17 protein-coding genes and 1 pseudogene are annotated in these 21,294 nt (G+C 48.7%); 16 read left to right on the top strand and 2 right to left on the bottom strand.

Translation table 11 applies throughout. From position 1 onward, the window contains the following. The first annotated feature begins 101 nt into the window (after positions 1-101). The 8 genes and pseudogenes from MKX40_RS29410 (at position 102) to MKX40_RS29375 (ending at position 11,555) form a co-directional block, all read left to right on the top strand. A complete protein-coding gene (locus MKX40_RS29410; RefSeq protein ID WP_339238654.1) occupies positions 102-3,197 on the top strand; it encodes an ATP-binding protein in 3,096 nt (1,031 codons plus the stop codon). Positions 3,198-3,458: 261 nt separating this feature from the next. Next, positions 3,459-4,622, top strand: coding sequence for a response regulator (locus MKX40_RS29405; RefSeq protein WP_339238653.1), 1,164 nt, complete (start codon positions 3,459-3,461; stop codon positions 4,620-4,622). Positions 4,623-4,649: 27 nt separating this feature from the next. Beyond that, positions 4,650-5,996, top strand: a complete 1,347-nt coding sequence (locus MKX40_RS29400; RefSeq protein ID WP_339238652.1) for a deoxyribodipyrimidine photo-lyase — start codon at positions 4,650-4,652, stop codon at positions 5,994-5,996. Between the two features lie 279 nt (positions 5,997-6,275). Beyond that, entirely contained in the window at positions 6,276-7,451 is a 1,176-nt protein-coding gene (locus MKX40_RS29395) for an acyltransferase (protein WP_339238651.1), read from the top strand. A gap of 186 nt (positions 7,452-7,637) precedes the next feature. Then, entirely contained in the window at positions 7,638-7,787 is a 150-nt protein-coding gene (locus MKX40_RS29390) for a hypothetical protein (RefSeq protein WP_210109379.1), read from the top strand. A 1,253-nt stretch (positions 7,788-9,040) separates the two neighbouring features. After that, a pseudogene (locus tag MKX40_RS29385) lies at positions 9,041-9,475 on the top strand (HNH endonuclease); the annotation flags it as partial. Positions 9,476-9,745: 270 nt separating this feature from the next. After that, positions 9,746-10,405 (top strand): TVP38/TMEM64 family protein, encoded by a 660-nt coding sequence (locus MKX40_RS29380; protein WP_339238649.1) that lies wholly within the window; start codon positions 9,746-9,748, stop codon positions 10,403-10,405. A 70-nt stretch (positions 10,406-10,475) separates the two neighbouring features. Continuing rightward, the gene (locus tag MKX40_RS29375) at positions 10,476-11,555 is read left to right on the top strand and encodes a DUF1835 domain-containing protein (protein WP_339238648.1); all 1,080 of its coding nucleotides are present in this window, start codon (positions 10,476-10,478) and stop codon (positions 11,553-11,555) included. 286 nt (positions 11,556-11,841) lie between these two features. Here the strand turns inward: MKX40_RS29375 and MKX40_RS29370 are convergent, their stop codons facing one another. Beyond that, positions 11,842-12,360 (bottom strand): cupin domain-containing protein, encoded by a 519-nt coding sequence (locus tag MKX40_RS29370; protein WP_339238646.1) that lies wholly within the window; start codon positions 12,358-12,360, stop codon positions 11,842-11,844. A 152-nt stretch (positions 12,361-12,512) separates the two neighbouring features. Between MKX40_RS29370 and MKX40_RS29365 the strand changes: the two genes are divergently transcribed. After that, entirely contained in the window at positions 12,513-13,514 is a 1,002-nt protein-coding gene (locus MKX40_RS29365) for an NAD-dependent epimerase/dehydratase family protein (protein ID WP_339238645.1), read from the top strand. Between the two features lie 164 nt (positions 13,515-13,678). Here MKX40_RS29365 and MKX40_RS29360 read toward each other — a convergent pair whose 3' ends face one another. Next, a complete protein-coding gene (locus MKX40_RS29360) occupies positions 13,679-13,852 on the bottom strand; it encodes a CsbD family protein (protein ID WP_091012520.1) in 174 nt (57 codons plus the stop codon). Positions 13,853-14,539: 687 nt separating this feature from the next. Between MKX40_RS29360 and MKX40_RS29355 the strand changes: the two genes are divergently transcribed. From MKX40_RS29355 to MKX40_RS29325, 7 genes are all read left to right on the top strand, one after another. Beyond that, the gene (locus tag MKX40_RS29355; RefSeq protein ID WP_017691658.1) at positions 14,540-14,986 is read left to right on the top strand and encodes a DUF1641 domain-containing protein; all 447 of its coding nucleotides are present in this window, start codon (positions 14,540-14,542) and stop codon (positions 14,984-14,986) included. Positions 14,987-15,010: 24 nt separating this feature from the next. Beyond that, positions 15,011-16,192, top strand: a complete 1,182-nt coding sequence (locus MKX40_RS29350) for an NAD(P)/FAD-dependent oxidoreductase (protein ID WP_036606574.1) — start codon at positions 15,011-15,013, stop codon at positions 16,190-16,192. A 275-nt stretch (positions 16,193-16,467) separates the two neighbouring features. After that, positions 16,468-17,112, top strand: a complete 645-nt coding sequence (locus MKX40_RS29345; RefSeq protein ID WP_339238644.1) for an SDR family oxidoreductase — start codon at positions 16,468-16,470, stop codon at positions 17,110-17,112. Positions 17,113-17,167: 55 nt separating this feature from the next. Then, a complete protein-coding gene (locus MKX40_RS29340) occupies positions 17,168-17,923 on the top strand; it encodes a response regulator transcription factor (protein WP_339238643.1) in 756 nt (251 codons plus the stop codon). After that, positions 17,920-19,296, top strand: coding sequence for an ATP-binding protein (locus MKX40_RS29335; protein ID WP_339238642.1), 1,377 nt, complete (start codon positions 17,920-17,922; stop codon positions 19,294-19,296). The genes MKX40_RS29340 and MKX40_RS29335 overlap by 4 nt, the downstream gene beginning before the upstream one ends. Positions 19,297-19,596: 300 nt before the next feature. Further along, a complete protein-coding gene (locus MKX40_RS29330; RefSeq protein WP_339238641.1) occupies positions 19,597-20,397 on the top strand; it encodes a PepSY domain-containing protein in 801 nt (266 codons plus the stop codon). A gap of 247 nt (positions 20,398-20,644) precedes the next feature. Next, on the top strand, positions 20,645-21,274 hold the full coding sequence (locus tag MKX40_RS29325) for a PepSY domain-containing protein (RefSeq protein ID WP_339238640.1): 630 nt from the start codon (positions 20,645-20,647) through the stop codon (positions 21,272-21,274). Positions 21,275-21,294 lie beyond the last annotated feature (20 nt).

Below are 21,294 nucleotides of genomic sequence, written 5' to 3'. Positions count from 1 at the left end.
GAAACTATTTCAGTGAGCACTAGAAACGTTTAAAATGATGAATAGGAATAAAACGACAAAATTAGACGTCTCTCGCCCTTGTGGATGGAAGGAATATATAGATGAGAAAACACTGGATTATGCTGACCCTAAGTTTCATATGCATTGTCATTTTTCCGCTGGGCTGGATTGCCCAGACGTTAATTAGCGAGCAGGGTAACCCCCAAGCTATGGATGGGAAAATTGATCTGACCCAATGGGACTTTGATCGCAAGGGTGCAGCGCCTTTAAAGGGAGTTTGGGATTTCTACCCTGGGCAGTTACTGAGCCCGGCAGATATTGAAGCGAGTGTATCTGGACGCAAGCCATTGCCGGCTTCGTCTGGCACTCAGGTTCCGGCCCGATGGAACAAATCTCTCGGACAAGCACATGGGTATGGAACCTATCATGTGCAAGTACAGCTTACACCCCGAACGACCAAAAACGATTATGGCATACGCACGAAGAATATACGTATGGCTCACCGGGTATTTATTGATGGCAAAGAGATTGGCGGGAATGGACTGCCAGGAAAGACCCCGGCGACAGATGTACAATTAAACCTGCCCTTTACAGGGTTCACCTCCATTGAAGGCAACACGGCTGACATTATCATTCAGGTATCAAACTATAGTTATTCTTCCGGGGGCATTGTAGCGCCCATCTTGTTTGGAGACGAGCATAGTATTCTGAAAAGCCAGCAGCAGGATTGGCTCAAGGATCTGATGACCTTATTCGGTTTTATCTTGCCAGCCGCCTTTTTCCTACTTCTGTTCAGATTGCGGCGTACGGAGAAGGAACTTCGTTTCCTCGGATTGTTCAGCCTTTCCGGTGCGTTATACGCTCTGACCCATGGAGAGAAGTTACTGGGGACGTTTGTACCGTTTCTGACCAACAATGAGATGCTTCGAATTCAACTCCTTAGTTCAGCCTTTGCCTATTACTTTTTGCTTCGGTATATGGATGCCCGGGTGCCAGGAGCAGTTCATCAGTGGTTTGTACGTCTGGCTGTCGTGCTACTCGTTACGCAGACCATTGTCGGTCTTACGCTCCCACCAGCTCTATTCTCGATGCTTGAGCTTCCCATGTTGCTGATCTCGCTTGTTGTCATGCTCTACACGCTGCGAGCCATGTTCTATTGGTTAAAAGGACGGCCGAATGATAGTCACTTTGCACTGGTGAGCATGATGAGCATACTCATGGTTGTTGTGTTGCATACAATTGGTGCGTTCACTACCCTAGACACAGCGTTCTTAGCGCTGATTGAACTTTTATTATTTGTATTTGCCCAGATGATTGTGACCGCAATCCGCTTCGCCCAATCATTCCGCGACGTGGAAGCCCTGTCGGAGCGTTTGCTTGCCATCGACAGCCTCAAGGACGAGTTCATGGCGAATACGTCTCATGAGTTGCGAACTCCCCTGCATGGCATCATTAATATTGCACAATCGATGCTGGAAGGTGCGGCCGGAGCAGTCACACCCAAGCAAGCCAAAAATCTGTCCATGATTACTTCAACCGGCAAGCGACTTTCACTGTTGGTTAACGACATTTTGGATTTTTCCAAATTAAAAAATAGTGAGATTGAGTTGAAACGGGTAGCTGTAGATCTGGAATCCGTTGCTCGTACTGTAGTTGAAGTCTCGGGGTTCACGTTTGAGGACAAGCCGGTTATATTGATTCAGCAATGGCCCCAGTCGTTGCCGCTTGTTGAGGCAGACGAAGACCGTCTCCGGCAGGTTTTGTATAACCTGCTGGGCAACGCCTATAAATATACTGAGCAGGGTGAGATTCGGTTGTATGCCAGTGTTGAAAGGGATTGGGTGAAGGTATCCGTTGCCGATACGGGGGTAGGCATCGCCCTGGACAAACAAGAAGATATTTTCCGGGCGTATGAGCAGAGTAACGGAACCGTGGAACGGGTGAATAATGGAACCGGACTCGGTCTGAGTATTACACGGAAACTTGTCGAGCTTGGCGGAGGTAAGATCTGGGTTGAATCGGAGCCGGGACAAGGTTCGACCTTTCATTTCACCCTGCCTGTTATGAAATTGCCGCTGCTGCAATCTCATACGAAACCCGCTGCCGCACGATATGTTGCTGCACAAGGGGCGGGGGCGAAGGAGATTGTGACGAGAGAGTCAGATGAGCCGGAAGATCTTGTGGAAGGAGAGCATACCATTCTGATTGTAGACGATGATCCCGTCAATCGACAGGTCTTGCTTAACCTGTTATCGACGGAGCGGTATCGTGTGATTGCAGCGGACAGCGGGTCCACTGCATTGAAACTCCGTGATGAATTTCCGTCCATTGATCTGGTTATTACGGACTGGATGATGCCCAAAATGTCCGGGCTTGAGTTATGTCGCAAGCTGCGCGAGCACAGTTCCTTGTCTGAGTTGCCGATTCTGATGCTGACCGCCCGAGGGTTGCCTGAAGATATCAAACACGGATTTCAGGCGGGAGCCAATGACTTTCTGAGCAAACCGGTGGATGCCGGTGAATTGCGAGCCAGAGTTCGGACGTTAATTGAAATGCGGAGTTCGGTGCAGGAAGCTATCCGGACCGAAATGGCCTTTTTGCAGGCCCAGATCAAGCCTCACTTTCTATATAATGCACTCAATGTCATTATCGCGACCTGTGCAGTGAATCCGGACAAAGCAACCGATCTGCTGATTGAACTCAGTCATTACCTGCGTGGAAGCTTTGACTTCCAGAACAGGGAGCAGCTTGTTCCTTTGACCAAAGAGCTGGAATTGGTGGAATCGTATGTGCATCTGGAACAGGCCAGATTCGAGGAAAGACTGGGGGTTGAATATGAGGTGGAGCCGGATGTGCAGCTCTATTTGCCACCTCTCAGCATCCAGCCACTTGTGGAGAATGCCATTCGACACGGCGTGATGGAGCGGGCAGCCGGCGGGACAGTTCATCTTAGGATTTTCAAAGAGAGTGAGCATGTGGTCGTGCAGGTCCAGGATGATGGTGTGGGTATCCCTCCCGAGCGTATGGCTCAGGTCAAGTCTGGGAAAACCGAAGGTCCTGGAGGTGTCGGGCTGCAAAATATAAACCGCCGCCTGATGTCTCTCTATGGTCAGGGACTGGAGATTCATAGCCATGTGGGTAAAGGCACACAGATCCGGTTCCGCATCCCTGTGCAAAAGGTGGATTATACCAAATAGTGTGCCGAGTTAAGCATTTATGGTTAACAGACTAGGGAGGGGCTGAAAACTCCGAAGGAAGCAGATTTTGCCGAATTTTCGTTCCAAGCCAGGAAATTTTACGCAGGCGTGCCGGGGCACGTCAAGGGAAAGTGACGCAGCAGGGGGCGAAAAGGCGGTAAAAGATGCACTTCAGCGAGTTTTGAGACACGACCTAATAAACGGATGCCGATAGAATCGGCATTCTAATTGAATCTTTCATGGCAGGAGGCTGAAAGAACGGTGAGAGCCATTGTGATCGATGATGAGAAGCCAGCGCAGCTCCATCTGGAGCGCTTACTACGGACAGACGGACGGATTACATCCGTGCAATGTTTTTCAACAGCTCGTGATGGTCTTCATTTTCTGGCAAAGGAACGTGTAGATGTTGTGTTTTTGGACATTGGAATGCCGGAAATGAATGGCCTGGAAGCGGCTGAATATATACAGCAATTGGATCAGAGTATTCGTATCATCTTTGTGACGGCTTATGCGGATCATGCGGTTGAGGCATTTGAGCTGCATGCACTGGATTATGTGCTTAAGCCGGTAAGCTCCGCACGATTGGCCAAAACCATTGATCGGATCGTGGGCATAATGTCGTATCATTCCCAGGTTGCGGCTAGTGCCGAGGTACAGGCATCGGAACCTGTCTCTGTGGAGCTGGATACCGAGGTTCCGGGGCTTCTAACGTTTAAACATCTGGACATCTATAAAAGCCTTGAACAGGGTGCGGAGAAACATAAGTGGCGCACAACCAAAGCGCAGGAGCTATTTGCTTTTTTGTTTCATCACAGGGAAGAGTGGGTAAGCAAGGAGATTCTGCTTGATCAGCTATGGGGTGATGTTTCCCAGGAAAAAGGTCTAACACATCTACATACCTCCGTGTACCAGATTCGAAAGCTTTTTAAGGAATGGAACATGACAGGCAAGCTGGAGTACAATATGAACCGCTATCGTCTGTTATCAGGCAACCTGGTAAGTGATGTGGATCAATTTGAGAAAGCCATGGTCTACAACGCCATCACATCAGACAATATCGATGATCTGAGACATATGATTCCACTCTATCGTGCCGATTATCTGGAAGAGCATGATTATCGTTGGGCACAGGCCAAAGCAAGGGAACTCAGACGCAAGTATACAGGGCTGGTTATGGACATCGCGAGATGGGATATGGAGCATGGTCGTGGCAAGGAAGCAATTGAGCAATTAACGTTATTGCAGGAACGGGAGCCTTATTTGGAAGAAATCTGCCGACTCATGATGGAAGTGTATGCATCTATGGATGATCAGCAAGGCATACTTCGTTTATATCATTCATTCACATTGACATTAAGTGAGGATCTGGGGCATCAGCCGGAGCCGGAGACAAGCCGGTTATATCAGAATTTGACGGACAAATAAACATAAGTTCAGACAGGAGGGTGAGGCATGAAGCTATTCATACACCGCAAAGATCTGCGTACGGATGATCTGGCGGCATTTGATTATTTGCGGGAACACGAAGAAGAGAGTGTGCATGTTCTCATCTATGATCCATTTCTCCTGCGGCAAGGCCGAGAGAAGGAACACAGCGGTGTGAATTTTAGACAGCATGCAGCGGCATTAGGCAGGCAGTATCTTGAAGCCAAACGAAAACTGCATGTTGCTTATGGCAAACCGGCTGAAGTGGTTGATTTTATCCTGAACGAATTCAAAGGCGAGATGAATGAGGTTGTGGTCCATCGGGACATGACGCCATATGCAATTGAGCGGGATAGGGCCATACGCAAAGTCAGTGAGGCATACGAGGTTCCCTTTACGCAACTGACGGATCATCTGCTGATGGATCTGAATGGATTCGCGAATTTCACGGGCAAGTCGGAGCCTTATAAGGTATTTGCGGCTTTTCATCGGCGGTGGGTGGAATTCATGAATGAACATCCCAATCCTCCTTCGGCAACAACGGTTGCCGAGTTGAAGGTGAGCGATCGTCCGATTGAATGGCCGGATGCGATGATGGTTCCTTCAGAGTTGCTGGAGGGCAGTGGTTCGAATGACGAGGACCCGCATCTCCTGCTGGATCAATTCTTATCGGATCGAATTGCTGAATATGGGGATCATCGGGATGAATATGAGGCTTACGAGCCGAGTCATCTCAGTTCGTATGTAGCGGTTGGAGCCGTGTCGATCCGCAAAATGTACGATGCCGCGAATCGCACGGCGGAAGCTGGAGAGTGGATCAGACAGCTGTGCTTCCGCGACTTTTATCTGTATCGGGCGGTCTATGAGAGTCACTATTTTACATATGAAAAGGTGTATGATCTCTCGTCACTCCATGATAATCATTTTGAACGGTGGTGCAGGGCAGAGACGGGCATTCCAATTATTGATGCAGCCATGACGGAACTGAATAAAACCGGGCATATGCCAAATCGGTTGCGGATTCTCACGGCGATGTTTCTCACCAAAAACCTGCAATGTCCGTTTACCTTGGGTGAAGCCTATTTCAGGCGCAAGCTGAGTGATTATGACAACATTCAGAACCGGGGTAACTGGCTATGGTGTGCCTCGCTTGGGGAGAATGCGGCTCCGTATTTTCGGGTGAACAACCCGGTAACGCAATCCGAGAAATATGATCCGCAAGGCGATTATATTCGTAAGTGGTTGCCTGAATTGAAAGACTTGCACAGCAAAGACATCCATCAGCCGCGCAAGGATGCCATTGTGGATCTCAAGGCATCGAGACATGCAGCAATTGAGGTGTACAAACAGATTTTGGCGAGTCGTGGGAAGTAGACTCGGGCAGGGCGAGTTTAGTGTCTAACCAGATTTACCATTCTCATCCGGACGAACCAACAATAATTTGGTTGAAAGCAGGATGTTCGAAAGACCGCGTACTCGCGGTCTTTTTTACATATATAGACATGAAAATAGTGTGAAATGTGTTGAAAATTTAGGAATTATTAAGAAATTGGACTACCCATCTTAAGCAATATGGCTTTTAATAGATAGAGAGCTTTAATGTATTAAGTCATATCTGACATATTGACGAACATATGAAGGAGAAACGTGAACATGAGTGAAACACTGAAAAGAGAGCGAATTCCAGAGCTGAATCTGGTACGTGCCATGGCAATTATCGGCGTACTATGCGTGCACTCCACATCTTATGCGACGGTGGACATGACGGGCTCAGGCTACTACTGGCTGTACAACTTTATTAATATTTTTATGAAATATGGTACGCCAACCTTTATTTTTATGAGCAGTTTCGTACTGTTCTACAACTATTATTCCCGTCCGCTGGACAAGAAACTCGTAAGTAATTTTTACAAGAAAAGATTCGTGTATATATTGCTTCCGTATTTCCTGTTCTCATTGATGTATTTTGTTATTCTGCACTTCACGCACTATCAGGGTCGACCGTTCGGCGAAACGGCTGTAAGCTTCATAACGAAATTGTTTACGGGGAAAGCATATACGCATCTGTACTTTGTATTCATTAACATGCAATTTTATCTGTTATTCCCATTGGTGTTATGGCTGCTCAAGAAGTATCCTTCTGTGGTGAAATGGTCTGTACCAATTGGTCTATTGATTCAATGGGCATTCATCGTAAGTAATAAATATGGATTCCAGGTACCCAACAAGGGAAGCTGGGCGTTCTCGTATTTTTCCTATTTCATGCTTGGTGCTTTTATCGGGGTGTATTTCCCTAAAATCAAGCAATGGTTCGTCATCAGTCGGGCCAATGCAACCAAAGGGCGCGTAGCTTCATGGATTCTGCTCTGGGCGGTGTGGATCATTGCCGGACTTGGCCATGTGTATATCTATTATCTGCTGCGTCTGAAGATCGCAACGTATAACACACTATGGTATGAATTCTTCTGGAATGTTCATACTTTCGCCTGTGCCCTGGTCCTGATCCAGGTCGCTTATCTGCTCTATCGCAAAGGGCCATCACTGATCGTGAAGCCGCTAAACCGGCTTGGAGCTCTGTCGTTTGGGATCTATCTGATTCATCCATTCTTCCTGCTGGTGTATCGTGAATTTCCACCGCAAACAGGAGTCTCCTGGTTAGTGCATCTGTGGTATGCCGGAGGATTCGGGGTAGCGCTGATCGCTTCGTGGATTGTCGTTGGATTGACGGCAAGGTTCGTTCCCTATGCGTGGGTCATCTTTGGCAATCTGCCGAAACCGAAACCGCGACTGGTACCTCAACAGAACTCGGGCCAACTGGACGTTCGTTAAGATGTATTTCCAACACAGGAATAATAAACCGTTTCTTGGTCGACCTTAGGGGAGAACAAGGAGCGGTTTTTTTTATCTATACGATAATCTGGATTATGGGGAACGAGTGTTTCTTTTTCATGGTTGAGGGGTAATCATATGGCGGAACGTTAATACATTATAGATAACAGGGTTAAGGTGAATAACATGACAACATGCGAAAAATGCGGGAGACCGATGCAGGATATATTGGAATATGTGGAACACATTCTTCACGAATGTAATGAACAGGCACAGGAGTACAACTCGAAAGATTATCAGGCCTATGGCCATGAGGGTGTTCACGAGCAGATGTGATACAATAGAAAGAAACCGGATTCATACGGAACCGAGGTGACAACATGGAGACGGGTCCAGCCCCTTTCCGGCAAGGAAAGACGGAACAAGAAGCGCGACTGAGCAAAACGTGTATGTATTGCGGACAACAGCGGGCGATGTCCGAATTCCGGCGCAGAACCGGAAAGCGGGCAGGTCCCGGAGCCAGGCGGGGAGCCTGCCGCAGCTGTCGTCAGCTCGGTGGACAGGCTGAACGCGTTACTCGTTCAATCGGGCATACAGGTGAACAGATAGAGCGTCAACGGGATGGCATGGTCGCCCGTGCTGCGGTTACGGACAGATCATCTGTCTCTGCGAAAAATGAAGCAGGTCAGATCGCTCATGGTATGGAGCGGGGATCTGTTATGTCAACTGAGCCAGATCGAAGTCGTGTGCCTGAGCCCACATTGGATTCGACATCTTCGGATGACGATGAACACGCTGAATTGGTGATTTCCTCCCCCCCTTCTTCGGGAATTCGGAAGAAGCGGAGAAGACGGAGGAAGAGCAAGCCAGACGGAATGCAAAGTAATACGCAGAAAGAGGCTAGTCTGGAGCATGATGGTTTGGCGGGTGAGGTAGTAACTGATCTTGCTGAGCCACAGCCAGGCGAGCGCTGGCGTGGGGAAATGCATTCGCAGGACCCTGCTGCTGCGAATGCAAAGGGCACTGCACAGCGGGCTGGCGCGCGAGCAGCCGCTGCAGTGCAGGCCGCCGAACAGACTGCGGCGGCCCACCAAGCTCTGCTGCCTGCTGAGCCGCAAGGCCCGGCAGCAGAGCCCATGGCTGCGGATCAACCGACCGCAGCCAAACGCAAGCGCAAGCGCCGCCGCAAGCGTGCTGGCGCGCTCGCGCCCGGCGCAGGGCAGGCCCGCAGCATCGCTGCTGAGGCCCATGCGCCGGCACTGAGCGACCGTGGCGATGCAACCACGGTCGCTGCACCGACGGCGGCGGAGGCACAGCCTGCCGCCACCGGGCGCGAGCCTGGGCAAGCGCCGGGGGCTGCTGCGGAGGCAGGGCCTCCTGCGCCCGTGCGCCAGCCTGGCTCGCCAGGGACCAAGCCGCGCCAGGCGCGCAAGGAGCGTGCGCCTAAGGCGAACGGCGAAGACGCTGCCCGCGGTGCATCCGGGCAGCGGCCCGCGCATGCCAGCCGTAGTCACGGGGCTGGCACGGATGGCCGTCCTCGCCGCCAGACGCCGGCGGCTCCGGTAGCCATCGATCCGGAAGATCCGGCTTCGCTCCGGACCAACCGGCAAGGCATGGTACGGATGCGCGGCAAAACGGACAAGGGACGTCGCTGGCATCAAGAAGTGGACATGGAACTTGCGGTCACCCTGGTCAAGGAAAAAGCTGCTGTGGTGGTCAATCGGTACACGATTCGCCGATTGTTCAGCAACAAGGATTTCAAGCGGTATATTCTGACGCGGGATCACTATACCTGTTACTTCTGTGGATCGTACGGGGATACAATCGACCATCTGCTGCCGCGTGCCAAAGGTGGACATACCACCCCGCTTAACTGTGTCTGCGCTTGCAATCTCTGCAACCAGTCCAAAGCGGCAATGGATGCTGAAGAGTTCATGCGTTCCGGGATTCCTGAATGGAATGCTGCCCATCAGGCAGAGTTGATTGAACTCGCAATGCAGGAAGCACAGCTGGAAGAAGGATGATATACTCCCGAAGATAACATCGGGTTTTAATATGAAGAGCACACCAAGACCACTAGAGGGTCGAGGTGTGCTTTTTGGATTTCATTTTGATTTCGGTGGGACGTCAGTTCACTGTGCGATAATTTCTTCAAATTGACAACGTTGTTCATGGAAGATGTACGTTATACTTGGAGTGAGTTGTGAAAGAAGCTTCATCATTCACTTGAATGATGAAAGGTATAGTGAGCATCAAACCTAAGAATGTAGATTGTATAGATTGGATGGATGCTAATGACCCCGGCAGCATTGGATATTATGTCATATATTACGGAAGAAAATATTCGTTTCTGGCTGGAGAAGTTTCGCTCTTTCGGCCCGTTACCGGGAATATTGCTTACGTTTATGAAATCATTTGTGCCGCCACTTCCAACGTTGTTGATTGTGGGCGTGAACGGTGCGGTATACGGTCTGTGGGCAGGGTTCTTATATTCATGGATTGGCATGATTCTCGGTTGCACCGTGACATTTCTGATCGTACGGGAGATCGGGAAATCTGCCTTTGTGGAACGGTGGGCACGCAAACCTCGTGTGCAACGCAGCATGGTGTGGATTCGGAGGAACGCGTTCGGGTATGTCTTTCTGCTCAGTATCTTCCCGGTGGGTCCGTTCGTCATTATTAATGTGGCGGCAGGGATCGCGCGAATGCGGTTATTATCCTTCCTGCTTGCGGTGGCCTGTGGTAAAGCGATCATGATCTTCTCTGTGACGTATATCGGTTCCAATGTGGAACAATTTCTGGAGCACCCTGCACGCTGGGTGGGCGTATTGTTGTTCATTGCGGTTTCCTTGTGGGCAAGCCGCAAACTGGAGCGACACTTTACCCGGTCATCGTCAGATGGTGAAGAGTTGAGTGATCTGAATCAACCAACTGGAAAATCAATCTCCTCATAAACAAAAGGAATATCAGTGTTCAGATATTTAATCTCTGTCAATATTGACGTTAGCTTGAAGGAGGATCAGCATGATTGATGATATCTTTGCTTTCAGTCGAGTGTTGAATCGCATGAATGAGAATGACCTTCGTTCAGCTCTGCGTGTGCTTTATATGAAATCAGCACAGGTGGTTAAGCGGCAGGAGGAGCAAGGTGAAAAGGTGGATTTTGCCGATGTGGTACAGTCTCTGTTTCGGAATATGGATACCCCTTTTGATCTGGAATTGCTGGAACAACAAGCTCTGGCTGAGACCGACAAGACAAATGAAATGCATATTACGTTTGGAGAATCACCTCTGAGTAGTCTGAAAATGGGAATGAGCACTTTAGATAATCAGGAAAAGCGGAGCTTTTTCTCTATGGATGATAATTATGCTGTGGGCCCGTTAGGTGATCTGACTCATCGTGCAGAACTGCAGCGCAGGCATCTCTGGCTGACCGAACGAATGTGTCTCAGTGACCGCGAGGCTTATGCCATGCATGAACTTGAATCATTAATTGAGCTTAACTCCACAATGCAGTCTCTCGATTCCAAGACGTCAATCATCATCTGGTATTCGAATAATGCACGTGAGAAGACGGGACTACTCTATGCGATGCATTTATTACGCGACAGTAAGAGTCCTATATATCTGATCGAAACGAGCGGCTTATATCAGCAATTATTTAATACACCTGACGTTCAATATGATGTGCTCCACACAGGCGAGATTCTTCCTGAGAAGCTTCTGGCGATGTGGCACGTCTGCTCTGAGCAAGAGCCGCTGTCCAAGCAAGAACGCCTGCAACTGGAGCAGGATTGGTTGGAACTCTCGGTACAGCCCGGACTATTGCGTATGATGGAGAATGGCGAGATTCAAAGTCTGCCTGAAGATGCGTTGGACGAGTACATTATGCAGAAGGTAAGGGAACTGACACCGAACTGGGAGCCAGGCAAGTATATCCGAGCAGCTCGTATTGTGGGGGAAGTGATTGGGACGAGCAGCCAGCATATAGGTGATGCGTTCGTGGAGTACCGTCTACGACAACTGGTGCTGCAAGGCCAGCTTGAGATGGATGGAAAGCCACTTGCAATGAGGTATTACAGTGTTCGGCTTGCCGAACGCTGAAAGGGCCTAAGGCTGAAACTGACAGATAGAAAACAAGCTACGTGATCGAAAAGGTTGAAATAAGACGAAGACCTGAGCGTTTCCTTCCTCATACAAGAAGATAATCACAAAGTATCTCGAATTCCAGCTTTTTAGAATTCCCACTTAAATAGACTGTTCTCCGGTGAGCAACTCCTACATGTCCGGGGAACAGTCTATTTGTTTTTCGTGAAGTGCTGAACCAGCATCGTCTGAACATTGTCCAATACCTTTCCAATACCATTCATTTTTATGATCTTCATTCGTATTATGGCTTCTTCCCACTCCAAATTTCCATTAGAGGACCATCCTGCCCATAGACCGGATCGGTATCCGGAATCGGAACCTCTTGGATTTCCTGAAGAGCCTTGGCGCGATCGTTTTCTTCACCTGTACGTGTGTTGTAACTCATACCGCCTGGGTAGGCACCCGCAATACGAAAGTCGGCGCTGGCCTCCAGTCGTTTATGTCCTGTCCCGGCAGGAAGCACAACAACGTCACCTGTTTGAAGATAAACTTTCTGCCCATGTTCTCCGCCTAGAATCAGTTTCACGAATCCACTCACCACCGCAAGAGCTTCATGAGCATTACTATGATAATGATGATAATTGAACACACCATTCAACCAGCTATTTCCCCATCCATGACGGTTCAGCAACGATTCTGCATGAAGAGCCTCTTCAGCCCATACGTTTTTATACAAAAGCACAGGCAGGGTCGGATGATTGGGAATCATACCGTTATCCTGAAAATATAACGTCTCTATATTCTTTTTCCAATCACTCATCTCATATCACCTCATGATAAATTACCCGATATCCGCAAGGACGAACAAAAAACAATTGTAAAATGATACAAAATGTATCATTTTAAGGTTATACTCAGTACATAGACTCTCTTCAATGCACTCGTTGTATAAATCGCAAGGGGGAATCGTGTGTGAACATTGTGATTACAGGGGCTTCTGGATTTGTAGGATTCAATCTGTCACAGTATTTGGCGCAAAAGGGACATCGAATTACCCTTCTGGATCGGGATGATTATTGTCAGAGGCTCGTTCACGTCTCTCCTCTGCACGAGATGCCGTTCATCTGTTGTGACCTTGCATCGGACCGGATTCATCTGCCTTCTGGAACAGATTACATTATTCATCTGGCAGCCATGCCTCACGTGGATTATTCGTATCATCAACCCGGGGAAGTCTTCCGCAATAATACGCTCAGCACCCAGGCTATTTTACAGTATGCTACCGAACATCACATCCCTGTCTTGCTGGCATCATCTGTTGAAGTGTATGGCGGAGATTGGGGCAGGGTCTATCATGAATCAGATCCGTATGCGCCGGTCTCTCCTTATTCTGCGTCCAAAGTCGCCTGTGAAATGCTTGCTCATTCCTACGCACAATGTTACCAGCTTCCAGTCAAACTCTTTCGTTTGACCAACCTCTATGGTCCGTGGCAATTGCCAGACCGTATTATTCCTCGCAACTTCGGTCGGATGCTGGACGGACTTCCTCTGGATATTCAGGGATCGGCAGTGCGTGATTTCTTGTATGTAGATGATGCCCTCCGGGCCATTGAACAGATCATGCTAAAAGGCAAAGACGGACAGGTATATAATATATCGACAGGGCTTGGAACAACCATGCAGGAGATTGGGGATATATTGAAACCGATGGATCGATCCGTAGCTGCTGTAGAGATTCGGGAGCAAGAGCCAACCCAGTCCAGAGGGTCCAGTCTGGTCGTACATTCAGGTAGATTACGGGCGGAATTGGGCTGGTTACCTCAAACCACATTGGAAAAGGGACTGGAAAAAACCTTCCGCTGGTATCAGGAACATCCTGAATGGGTCAGACAATTCAGCCGTGAATATCATACAACAAGGGAAACGCGCAGTTTCATTATTGATATGGCAAGATACACAGTTCCAGCCGTATAAAATGCACAAAAAAAGCCAGGGAAGGGTGTATTGAGTAACACCTTCCTTGGCTTTTTTGCGCCTCCGTCTCATCTTCCGTTTTCTCCGAAAAGGGACGGTTAGGCTATTTTACTTCGATCTATTGCACGAAGTCTTCGTGCTTCTTGACCTCACATCAAAAGGATCTAGTGATCTTTTTTAATGTCGGCAATTTTATCCTGTACAGCACCTTTGGCTTTGTCTTTCTTACCCTCAGCCTGAAGGGATCTGTTATTGGTTGCATTACCGATCTGATCCTTCACTTCGCCTTTGGCCTTGTTTACGCCTGCTTTGATTTTATCGCCAGTTGAATTACTCATATCGAACATCTCCTTCGTTGTCTGGTGTAGTCCTTATTAACCGGGATGCCAGCATTCTAAACGCCAAAGGTTTGACCCAAGTTTTGCATTCGCAGTCGAAGAGGTTCATACTTGAGCTAGAAAAGATATCTCCACGATGGAATAAGGCTGAGCTCAACGCTGCATAATAACGACAGTGACCAATTTCGTTGCGCGAAATGATTGGATTTGGAAAACAATTCCTGTAAATATTCAGCAAACCAATCCTTCCTTGTGTACATATCGCACATCTGGTCATATGTGATCTTGTCTTAATACCACATGTGGTAGGAAAGCGGATCTTGGACAGGAGGATTGGCGGCCTTGGCTTGCCTGAACGGGTTGACAAAAAAATCGATTTTGTTACAATGTTCACAATATCTTCACAAGTGTAAAAAATTTCTTTTTCATGTTCATGTGTAAGAGGTGTAATATAAGGGTATAGAGTTCGGTTTCGGCCTGCTTGTCGTTTTGTGCGTCAACACATGTTGTCCGCAATAGATCCAAGATACAATGCATGATGTGGAAGTAGCCATGAGCTACGCTCATCCTATTGTGTGAAATTTGGTACATTTAGATGTATTCGATGTATTTTGTGGTTCGGCTCTGCTTGACAGGCATCATGAAAGTCGCGGACTTCTATCCCAAAGTAAAGGAGGACTTTCTCTTATGTCACAATCGCCTACTCAACAAGAGGTGCCAGTTACAGAAGGTGCCAACGTTTCCGAGCGCCAGTCCTTGGACGTTCTGGATCAACTGATGAAGCCTGAGGTACAGGAGTCTTTAACCGTTCTGGTGGAGAACCTGCCTAAATTGGCTGAAATGGTTACTGCTATGACGAAAGCTTATGACTTTGCACAAAGTGTAGCAACAGACAAAGTTCTGATCAGCGACACAATGAGCGCAATGGGCGAGTTCGCTAAGCCTGTTGTAGACAAAGCTAAAGGTGTAGCTTCTGCTGCCATCGAAGCCAATGACCGTGCGCAAACAGAGCAAACTTCAGTTGGCTTGTTCGCTATGCTGAAAATGCTCAAAGATCCAAACGTACAACAATCGCTTCGTTTTGCTCAATCTTTCCTGAGCATCCTGAACGAGCGTCAACAACCGAAACGTTAAGACTTAGAAGAACGGAGGATGGATATGTCGAAGCAAATTTTGATCTTGGGTGGAGGATACGGCGGTCTGTTGACTGCATTGACTGCACGTCAATACTTGTCTCCGGAAGAAGCGACAATTACTGTCGTTAACCGTTACCCTACACACCAAATTATCACGGAACTGCACCGTCTTGCAGCAGGAAGCATTGCTGAACAAGCTGTTGCTCTTCCACTTGAAAAATTGCTGCGTGGCAAAAACGTGAACTTGAAAATCGATACGGTGGATACAATTAAGCCGGACGAAAAGAAAGTTCTGATGACTAGCGGCTCCACATACTCTTACGATGCACTTGTCGTTGCTCTGGGCAGCGAAACGGCATTCTTCGGAATTCCGGGATTGCAAGAGTACAGCTTCACGCTCAAATCGGTTAGCGATGCAAACCGTATTCGTGCACACGTTGAAGCTCGTCTTGATGCTTACAAACAGTCCGGCAACAAAGCAGACGCTACGTTTGTTATTGGTGGCGGCGGCTTGACAGGTATTGAGCTTGTTGGCGAATTCGCTGACCTGCTCCCTGCAGTATGTCAAGAAAAAGGGATCGATTTCAAAGAAGTATCCCTGTACACGGTTGAAGCAGGTCCTTCCATCCTGGCAGGTTTCCCGCCAGAGCTGGTTGAGCGTGCGAAATCAAGTCTTGAGAAACGTGGCGTTAACTTCATCGTTGGCGTAGCGATTACCGAGATGAAAGAAAATGAAGTTCTGCTGAAAGACGGCAGCTCCATCCCTACGAATACACTCGTATGGACAGGTGGCGTACAAGGCAACGCTGTTGTTGCTAACAGCGGAATTGAAGTGGATCGTGGCCGTGCGAAAGTTACGGAAGTTCTGCAATCCACTTCTCACAAAGACGTGTTTGTTGCTGGTGACAGCGCAGTGGTCTTCCCAAGCGAAGGCGCTCGCCCTTATCCTCCAACAGCACAATTGGCTTGGCAAATGGGTGAGACTATTGGTCACAACTTGGGCGTTATGTTCAAAGGTGGCGCAATGGAATCCTTCACACCAGTATTCTCCGGTACGCTGGGAAGTCTGGGTCGTAAAGATGCTGTCGGCATGATCGGTGGCAACCAGACTCGTCTGAAAGGTCTGCCTGCAACCATGATGAAAGAAGCAAGTAACATCCGTTACCTGGCTCATATTCACGGTTTGTTCGCACTGGCTTACTAATCTTAAATGCTATTCAAGGGCGCCCTATTGGGCGTCCTTTTTGGTTGTCAGTGGATGGTCGATGTGAGGCCGCGTATAAACCACATATGGGATATGGCATATTAATGGGGCAACGGAAAAATTCACATTTCAGAGATGTACTTAACGAATATGAACCTGGAAGCCGGCGCTTAGAAGCGCCGGCTTTCGTTTAAATTATAGATGAGTATCTATATATTTATAACGAACGGATAGTTGCAACAAGTGGTCCGTTCAACCGAGAGGAGAAATGACGTATGAACGTTTTAGTTATAGGAGCAAATGGGCAAATCGGTAAGTTTGTGGTAGAGCAGCTGGCACAGGAAGGCAAACATAAGGTAACGGCCATGATCCGCAAACCAGAGCAGGCGAATGCATTGAAGGAACTCGGTGCCGATGTGGTGATCGGGGATCTGGAGGGCAGTGTGGAGGACTTGACTGAAGCCATGAAGGATCATAATGCCATAGTGTTTACAGCAGGCTCTGGCGGATCTACGGGTCAGGACAAAACTCTGTTGATAGATCTCGATGGAGCAGTTAAAACGATGGAAGCGGCAGAGCAGCAAGGCATCTCCAGATATATTCTGGTCAGTGCATATGGTGCGGATCAACGGGAGAAATGGTCAGAGTCCATCAAGCCTTATTACGTGGCGAAACACTATGCGGATCGTGCTTTGTTTGCAAGTGATCTGAATTACACCATTATCCGCCCGGGTGGTCTGAAGAATGAACCAGGCACAGGCAAGATTGCGGTAGGAACTGATCTTGAACCCGGGAGTATTCCGCGTGAAGATGTGGCCCGCGTCATCGTGGCTTCTTTGCAGGAAGAGAAGACATACCGGATGGCCTTTGATCTGATTGCCGGGGAGCATCAGATTGATGATGCCTTGGGCAAACTGTAAAAGGTATTGTAAGATAACGGGAGAATGAAATGATGGGAATGAGGGGGAGCGCTGCATGAACGAAGCCGTGCTGGTCATAGAAGATGAGCCCAAAATAGCACGTCTGCTTGAACTCGAGTTACAGTATGAGGGATATCAGGTAGGCAAGGCGGGGAGTGGAACAGAAGGACTGGAGAAATATGGGGAAGGTCAGTGGGATCTGATTCTGCTTGATGTGATGCTGCCTGGCCTGAGTGGAATTGAAGTGTTGCGCAGAATTCGGGCCAAAGATGCTACAGTTCCGATTATTATGCTCACCGCCAAAGATTCCGTGGAAGATAAGGTATCTGGCCTGGATCTCGGAGCCAATGACTACATCACCAAGCCGTTCCAGATTGAAGAGCTGCTTGCCAGAGTTCGGGCCGCATTGCGTCTTGGTGCAGTGGCATCGGTTGTTTCTTCCGCTTCTTCATCTACACCTGCTGATACAGGCAATGACTCGCCTGGACATAAGCTTGAAGCTGATGCAGGCTGGTTGACGGCTGCCGGGTTGAAACTGAATGAAGGAACGCGAGAGGTATCCCGAGATGGTGTGGCCATTGAGCTTACTCCACGTGAGTTCGACTTGCTCGTGTATCTGCTGCAGAATCAACGTCAGGTGCTCAGTCGTGATCAGATTGTGCAGGCTGTGTGGGGATACGATTATTATGGAGACACCAATGTGGTGGATGTGTACATCCGTTATGTGCGCAAAAAGGTGGATAACGGATTCACACCGCCCTTAATACATACGGTACGGGGCGTAGGTTACGTCCTGAAGGAACAGTCATGAGCCTGCGCAGTAAAATCTACGGATATTCGTCTGTATTATTTGCTGTGCTGTTAATCGCGGTGAACCTGTCGGTCTATATCGTGTTTGAACGAATGTCGATTGATAACGAGGTTAATCGGGTGGAAGCGGAAGCAGAGTCTATTGTCAAAGGAGTGCGTCAGTCTGCCGGCTCTATTCCGCCGGACGACTTGCTGCGGGCCTACGCGCCTGTGAACGGCATGCTTCGGATCGTTAATGAAGACGGCACCAGTTCTCCGGTGACGACAACATCAGCTTCCGAGCAGCTGAGCAAGCTGCCCTATAAGTATGAAAGTGAGAAGAAATCGGAGTATACCCAAGTGGAACAGGTTGGTTATGTGTGGGTTTCCGTTCCGGTCATCTGGCCTGATGGTGAGGTGGTGAATGTACAGGTCACCGAGAGCATTGCAGAGACGGAGAATCGTCTGTCTGTACTGCGTACCGTGCTGGTGGCTGTCACGATTATTGCCCTGATTCCGGCCATTATCTCCAGCCGAATCCTCGCGAACCGGATGACCAGACCGATTCAGCAGATGACACGCACGATGAGTGACATTCAGTCCAGCGGACAATTCAAACGTCTTCCTCTGGAGGAAGGATCGAAGGATGAATTGAAAACGATGGGACAGACGTTCAACCGGATGATGGACCTGCTCGAATCCAACTTCGATCGGCAGGAGCGATTCGTATCGGATGCATCTCATGAACTCAAAACGCCGCTGACCATTATTGAGAGCTATGCCAGTCTGCTTCAGCGGCGAGGAAAAGAGCGACCTGAAGTATTCGATGAAGCTGTAGAAGCGATCCTGTCCGAATCGGTTCGCATGCGGGAGATGACCGAGCAACTGTTACTGCTTGCGAAGCAGCCGGAGCAGTGGAATGTGCAACTGGAGCGAGTGGATATCACGAGACTTGCGATGGATTCTACACGAGCTTTTCGCGAAGCCTACCACCGGGAAGTCCGTTGTGTCGATCCAGGTCCAATCTGGGCAATCAGCGATGAGAGCAAGCTGAAGCAACTGTTGTTTATTTTGCTAGATAATGCCCGGAAGTATAGTGAAGATTCCATTGAAGTCAGGCTTGAAGCCAAGGGGCAGGAGTGCCAAATTCGAATCGTGGATACCGGGATTGGTATGCGGGAGGACGAGCTGGAGAAGGTATTTGACCGATTCTACCGGGTTGATCCGGCCAGAACACGCAGCCTGGGTGCAAGCGGTTCGGGTCTGGGATTATCGCTAGCCAAAGAACTGGCAGGTGCAGTGGGAGCCCGGATTGAATTGAGCAGTACCGAGGGTGAAGGCACCGAAGCTTCAATTATTTTGCCTTTATCGGTTCAGAACGGGCCGCTCTCATGAAATTCTCATTCTTCTCTTATATACTATATAAACTGAACTAAAGATTGTTCACACTGACACTACGATGACAGAACAACCTTCCAATCGCTGTTATCCCCAGATTTTTTTGGATTCTCTTTTGCTCAAAGGGGAAAATCCGGGGATAAAGGCGAACGCTTCGCTTTTTCAGGTTTTTACTGTCCTCTCCGCGCTGTGTAAAAGAATAGTTCATTTTATGTAGTAGCCATTGGAAACTAAACTCAGACCGAATATATAGCATTTGAACTTGGGCTATGGGGAGAGCTATAGGGGGGATACGTGATGACAGAGCATGAGCAGCGGCCACCGGAAATGAAGCGGCATGAACAGGGGAACAGTGGATGGGCGAAATCGCGCAGATCACTCTGGTGGGGTTCAGGGCTTCTCATTGTGCTGATTGTGGCAGCAGTTGCTTGGTGGAAGCCTTGGCAATCGACTGGAGCGGTACTTACGGCAGATGCGGCAGCCCAATCCGTACTGGATCAATATCCGGGCGAGATTGTGAATTCCACGTTGAAGGACGGGACGTATATTATGCAGCTCCGTTCGGAGACCGGATTATATGACGTTCAGGTGGATGCCGTTACGGCTACCGTGAATTCCATCAAACGGCTGGAGTCGAACCCGCAAGCGGAAGAGAAGACGTTATGGAGCCGCGAGCAGATCAAGACGGCGTTGTTAAAACAACAAACAGATAACCAATTGGTCTCACTTGAACTTGTGGAGCAACTAGGCAGTCCGGTATACACTGCGATAGTGAAGGCGAAGGATAACAGCCGTGAAGAACTCACGATTGATCCATATACGGGAGAGACGATATCTTCCAAAACAATAGCAGCCCCAACAACTGAACCAACCAAGGATGATCCCAAGCCCCAGTTTCTGAGCGAGAAACAAGCCAAGCAGAAGGCACTTGCGGAGGTTCCGGGGGAAGTGGATGACATCGAACTGCGTGGTACCAACAGCGGGAATCCGTATTATCTGGTGGAAATTGATCTGGAGGATGGCCGGGAGGCTATTGTGCAGGTGAATGCCATCTCGGGAGCCATTCGTTCCGTAACCTGGGATGAGGACGATGATTAACCTTTTGCAAGGGACAGATTAAATATAACGTTAACTCGTTGGAAAGATGATTCCTCATGTGGAGTCATCTTTTTTAATTTGTTTCGAATGCGCGTTGTTGAATACATACATCATGAACACCGGTTAAATGAGCAATCTCCTCATTTTCTCATCAAATTCTAATCTAACTCTCGCTGATCTCTCATTCCTGCAGGTTATTCTATGAATGTAGACGAGAACGAAACAACATACGAGGAGATGAATGATGATGATGAACAAACATAAACTTTGGATTGGTAGCTTGTCAGCAGCGGTGCTGCTCGGAGGATCGGCAGTAGCGGCTAGCGGGAATGTGAACGGACAACCGGTGCAAACTACACCAACATCAACGACACAATCCGTAACACAGAATCAGAACAGCACAGGCAAAATGCTGAATGCATCCCAAGCAAAAGCGTTGGCGCTAAAAGCAGCCGATGGGAAAGTGGATGACGTGGATCTGGAGCGCAGAAACGGCCAAACGTTCTATGAAGTTGAGATCGACAGAAAAGGCAAAAATGATGTTGTCGTTCGTCTGGATGCTTATACCGGCAAGATCCTGGCGGTCGTGGATGATGAAGACTACGATGATGACGATGACTATCAAGGCTCTGTTACAGGCAATACATCCAACAGCTCTGCCTCCAAGCAGGTCAAATTGACGGCATCCCAAGCTTCAAACATTGCGTTGAAACAAGTTACGGGTGGTAAAGTAACCAAAGTCGAGCTGGATCATGATGATGGACGCTATGTGTATGAGATCGAACTGAGAACCGCTCAAGGTGAAGCAGATGTAGATATCGATGCCAACACGGGTAAAGTGTTATCGTTCGACCAGGATTTTGACGACCAAGACTAAGCTATAAGGGCGAGTATACG

Source organism: Paenibacillus sp. FSL R5-0517 (genome assembly GCF_037974355.1).
Lineage (GTDB): Bacteria > Bacillota > Bacilli > Paenibacillales > Paenibacillaceae > Paenibacillus.
This window is presented reverse-complemented; position numbering and strand designations above follow the sequence as displayed.

Bases quoted from the DNA above. Each gene is read 5' to 3' on its own strand.
- MKX40_RS29410 (WP_339238654.1), top strand. From the start codon at position 102: ATGAGAAAACACTGGATTATGCTGACCCTAAGTTTCATATGCATTGTC.
- MKX40_RS29400 (WP_339238652.1), top strand. From the start codon at position 4,650: ATGAAGCTATTCATACACCGCAAAGATCTGCGTACGGATGATCTGGCG.
- MKX40_RS29395 (WP_339238651.1), top strand. From the start codon at position 6,276: ATGAGTGAAACACTGAAAAGAGAGCGAATTCCAGAGCTGAATCTGGTA.
- MKX40_RS29390 (WP_210109379.1), top strand. From the start codon at position 7,638: ATGACAACATGCGAAAAATGCGGGAGACCGATGCAGGATATATTGGAA.
- MKX40_RS29380 (WP_339238649.1), top strand. From the start codon at position 9,746: ATGACCCCGGCAGCATTGGATATTATGTCATATATTACGGAAGAAAAT.
- MKX40_RS29375 (WP_339238648.1), top strand. From the start codon at position 10,476: ATGATTGATGATATCTTTGCTTTCAGTCGAGTGTTGAATCGCATGAAT.
- MKX40_RS29370 (WP_339238646.1), bottom strand. From the start codon at position 12,360: ATGAGTGATTGGAAAAAGAATATAGAGACGTTATATTTTCAGGATAAC.
- MKX40_RS29360 (WP_091012520.1), bottom strand. From the start codon at position 13,852: ATGAGTAATTCAACTGGCGATAAAATCAAAGCAGGCGTAAACAAGGCC.
- MKX40_RS29355 (WP_017691658.1), top strand. From the start codon at position 14,540: ATGTCACAATCGCCTACTCAACAAGAGGTGCCAGTTACAGAAGGTGCC.
- MKX40_RS29350 (WP_036606574.1), top strand. From the start codon at position 15,011: ATGTCGAAGCAAATTTTGATCTTGGGTGGAGGATACGGCGGTCTGTTG.
- MKX40_RS29345 (WP_339238644.1), top strand. From the start codon at position 16,468: ATGAACGTTTTAGTTATAGGAGCAAATGGGCAAATCGGTAAGTTTGTG.
- MKX40_RS29340 (WP_339238643.1), top strand. From the start codon at position 17,168: ATGAACGAAGCCGTGCTGGTCATAGAAGATGAGCCCAAAATAGCACGT.
- MKX40_RS29335 (WP_339238642.1), top strand. From the start codon at position 17,920: ATGAGCCTGCGCAGTAAAATCTACGGATATTCGTCTGTATTATTTGCT.
- MKX40_RS29330 (WP_339238641.1), top strand. From the start codon at position 19,597: ATGACAGAGCATGAGCAGCGGCCACCGGAAATGAAGCGGCATGAACAG.
- MKX40_RS29325 (WP_339238640.1), top strand. From the start codon at position 20,645: ATGATGAACAAACATAAACTTTGGATTGGTAGCTTGTCAGCAGCGGTG.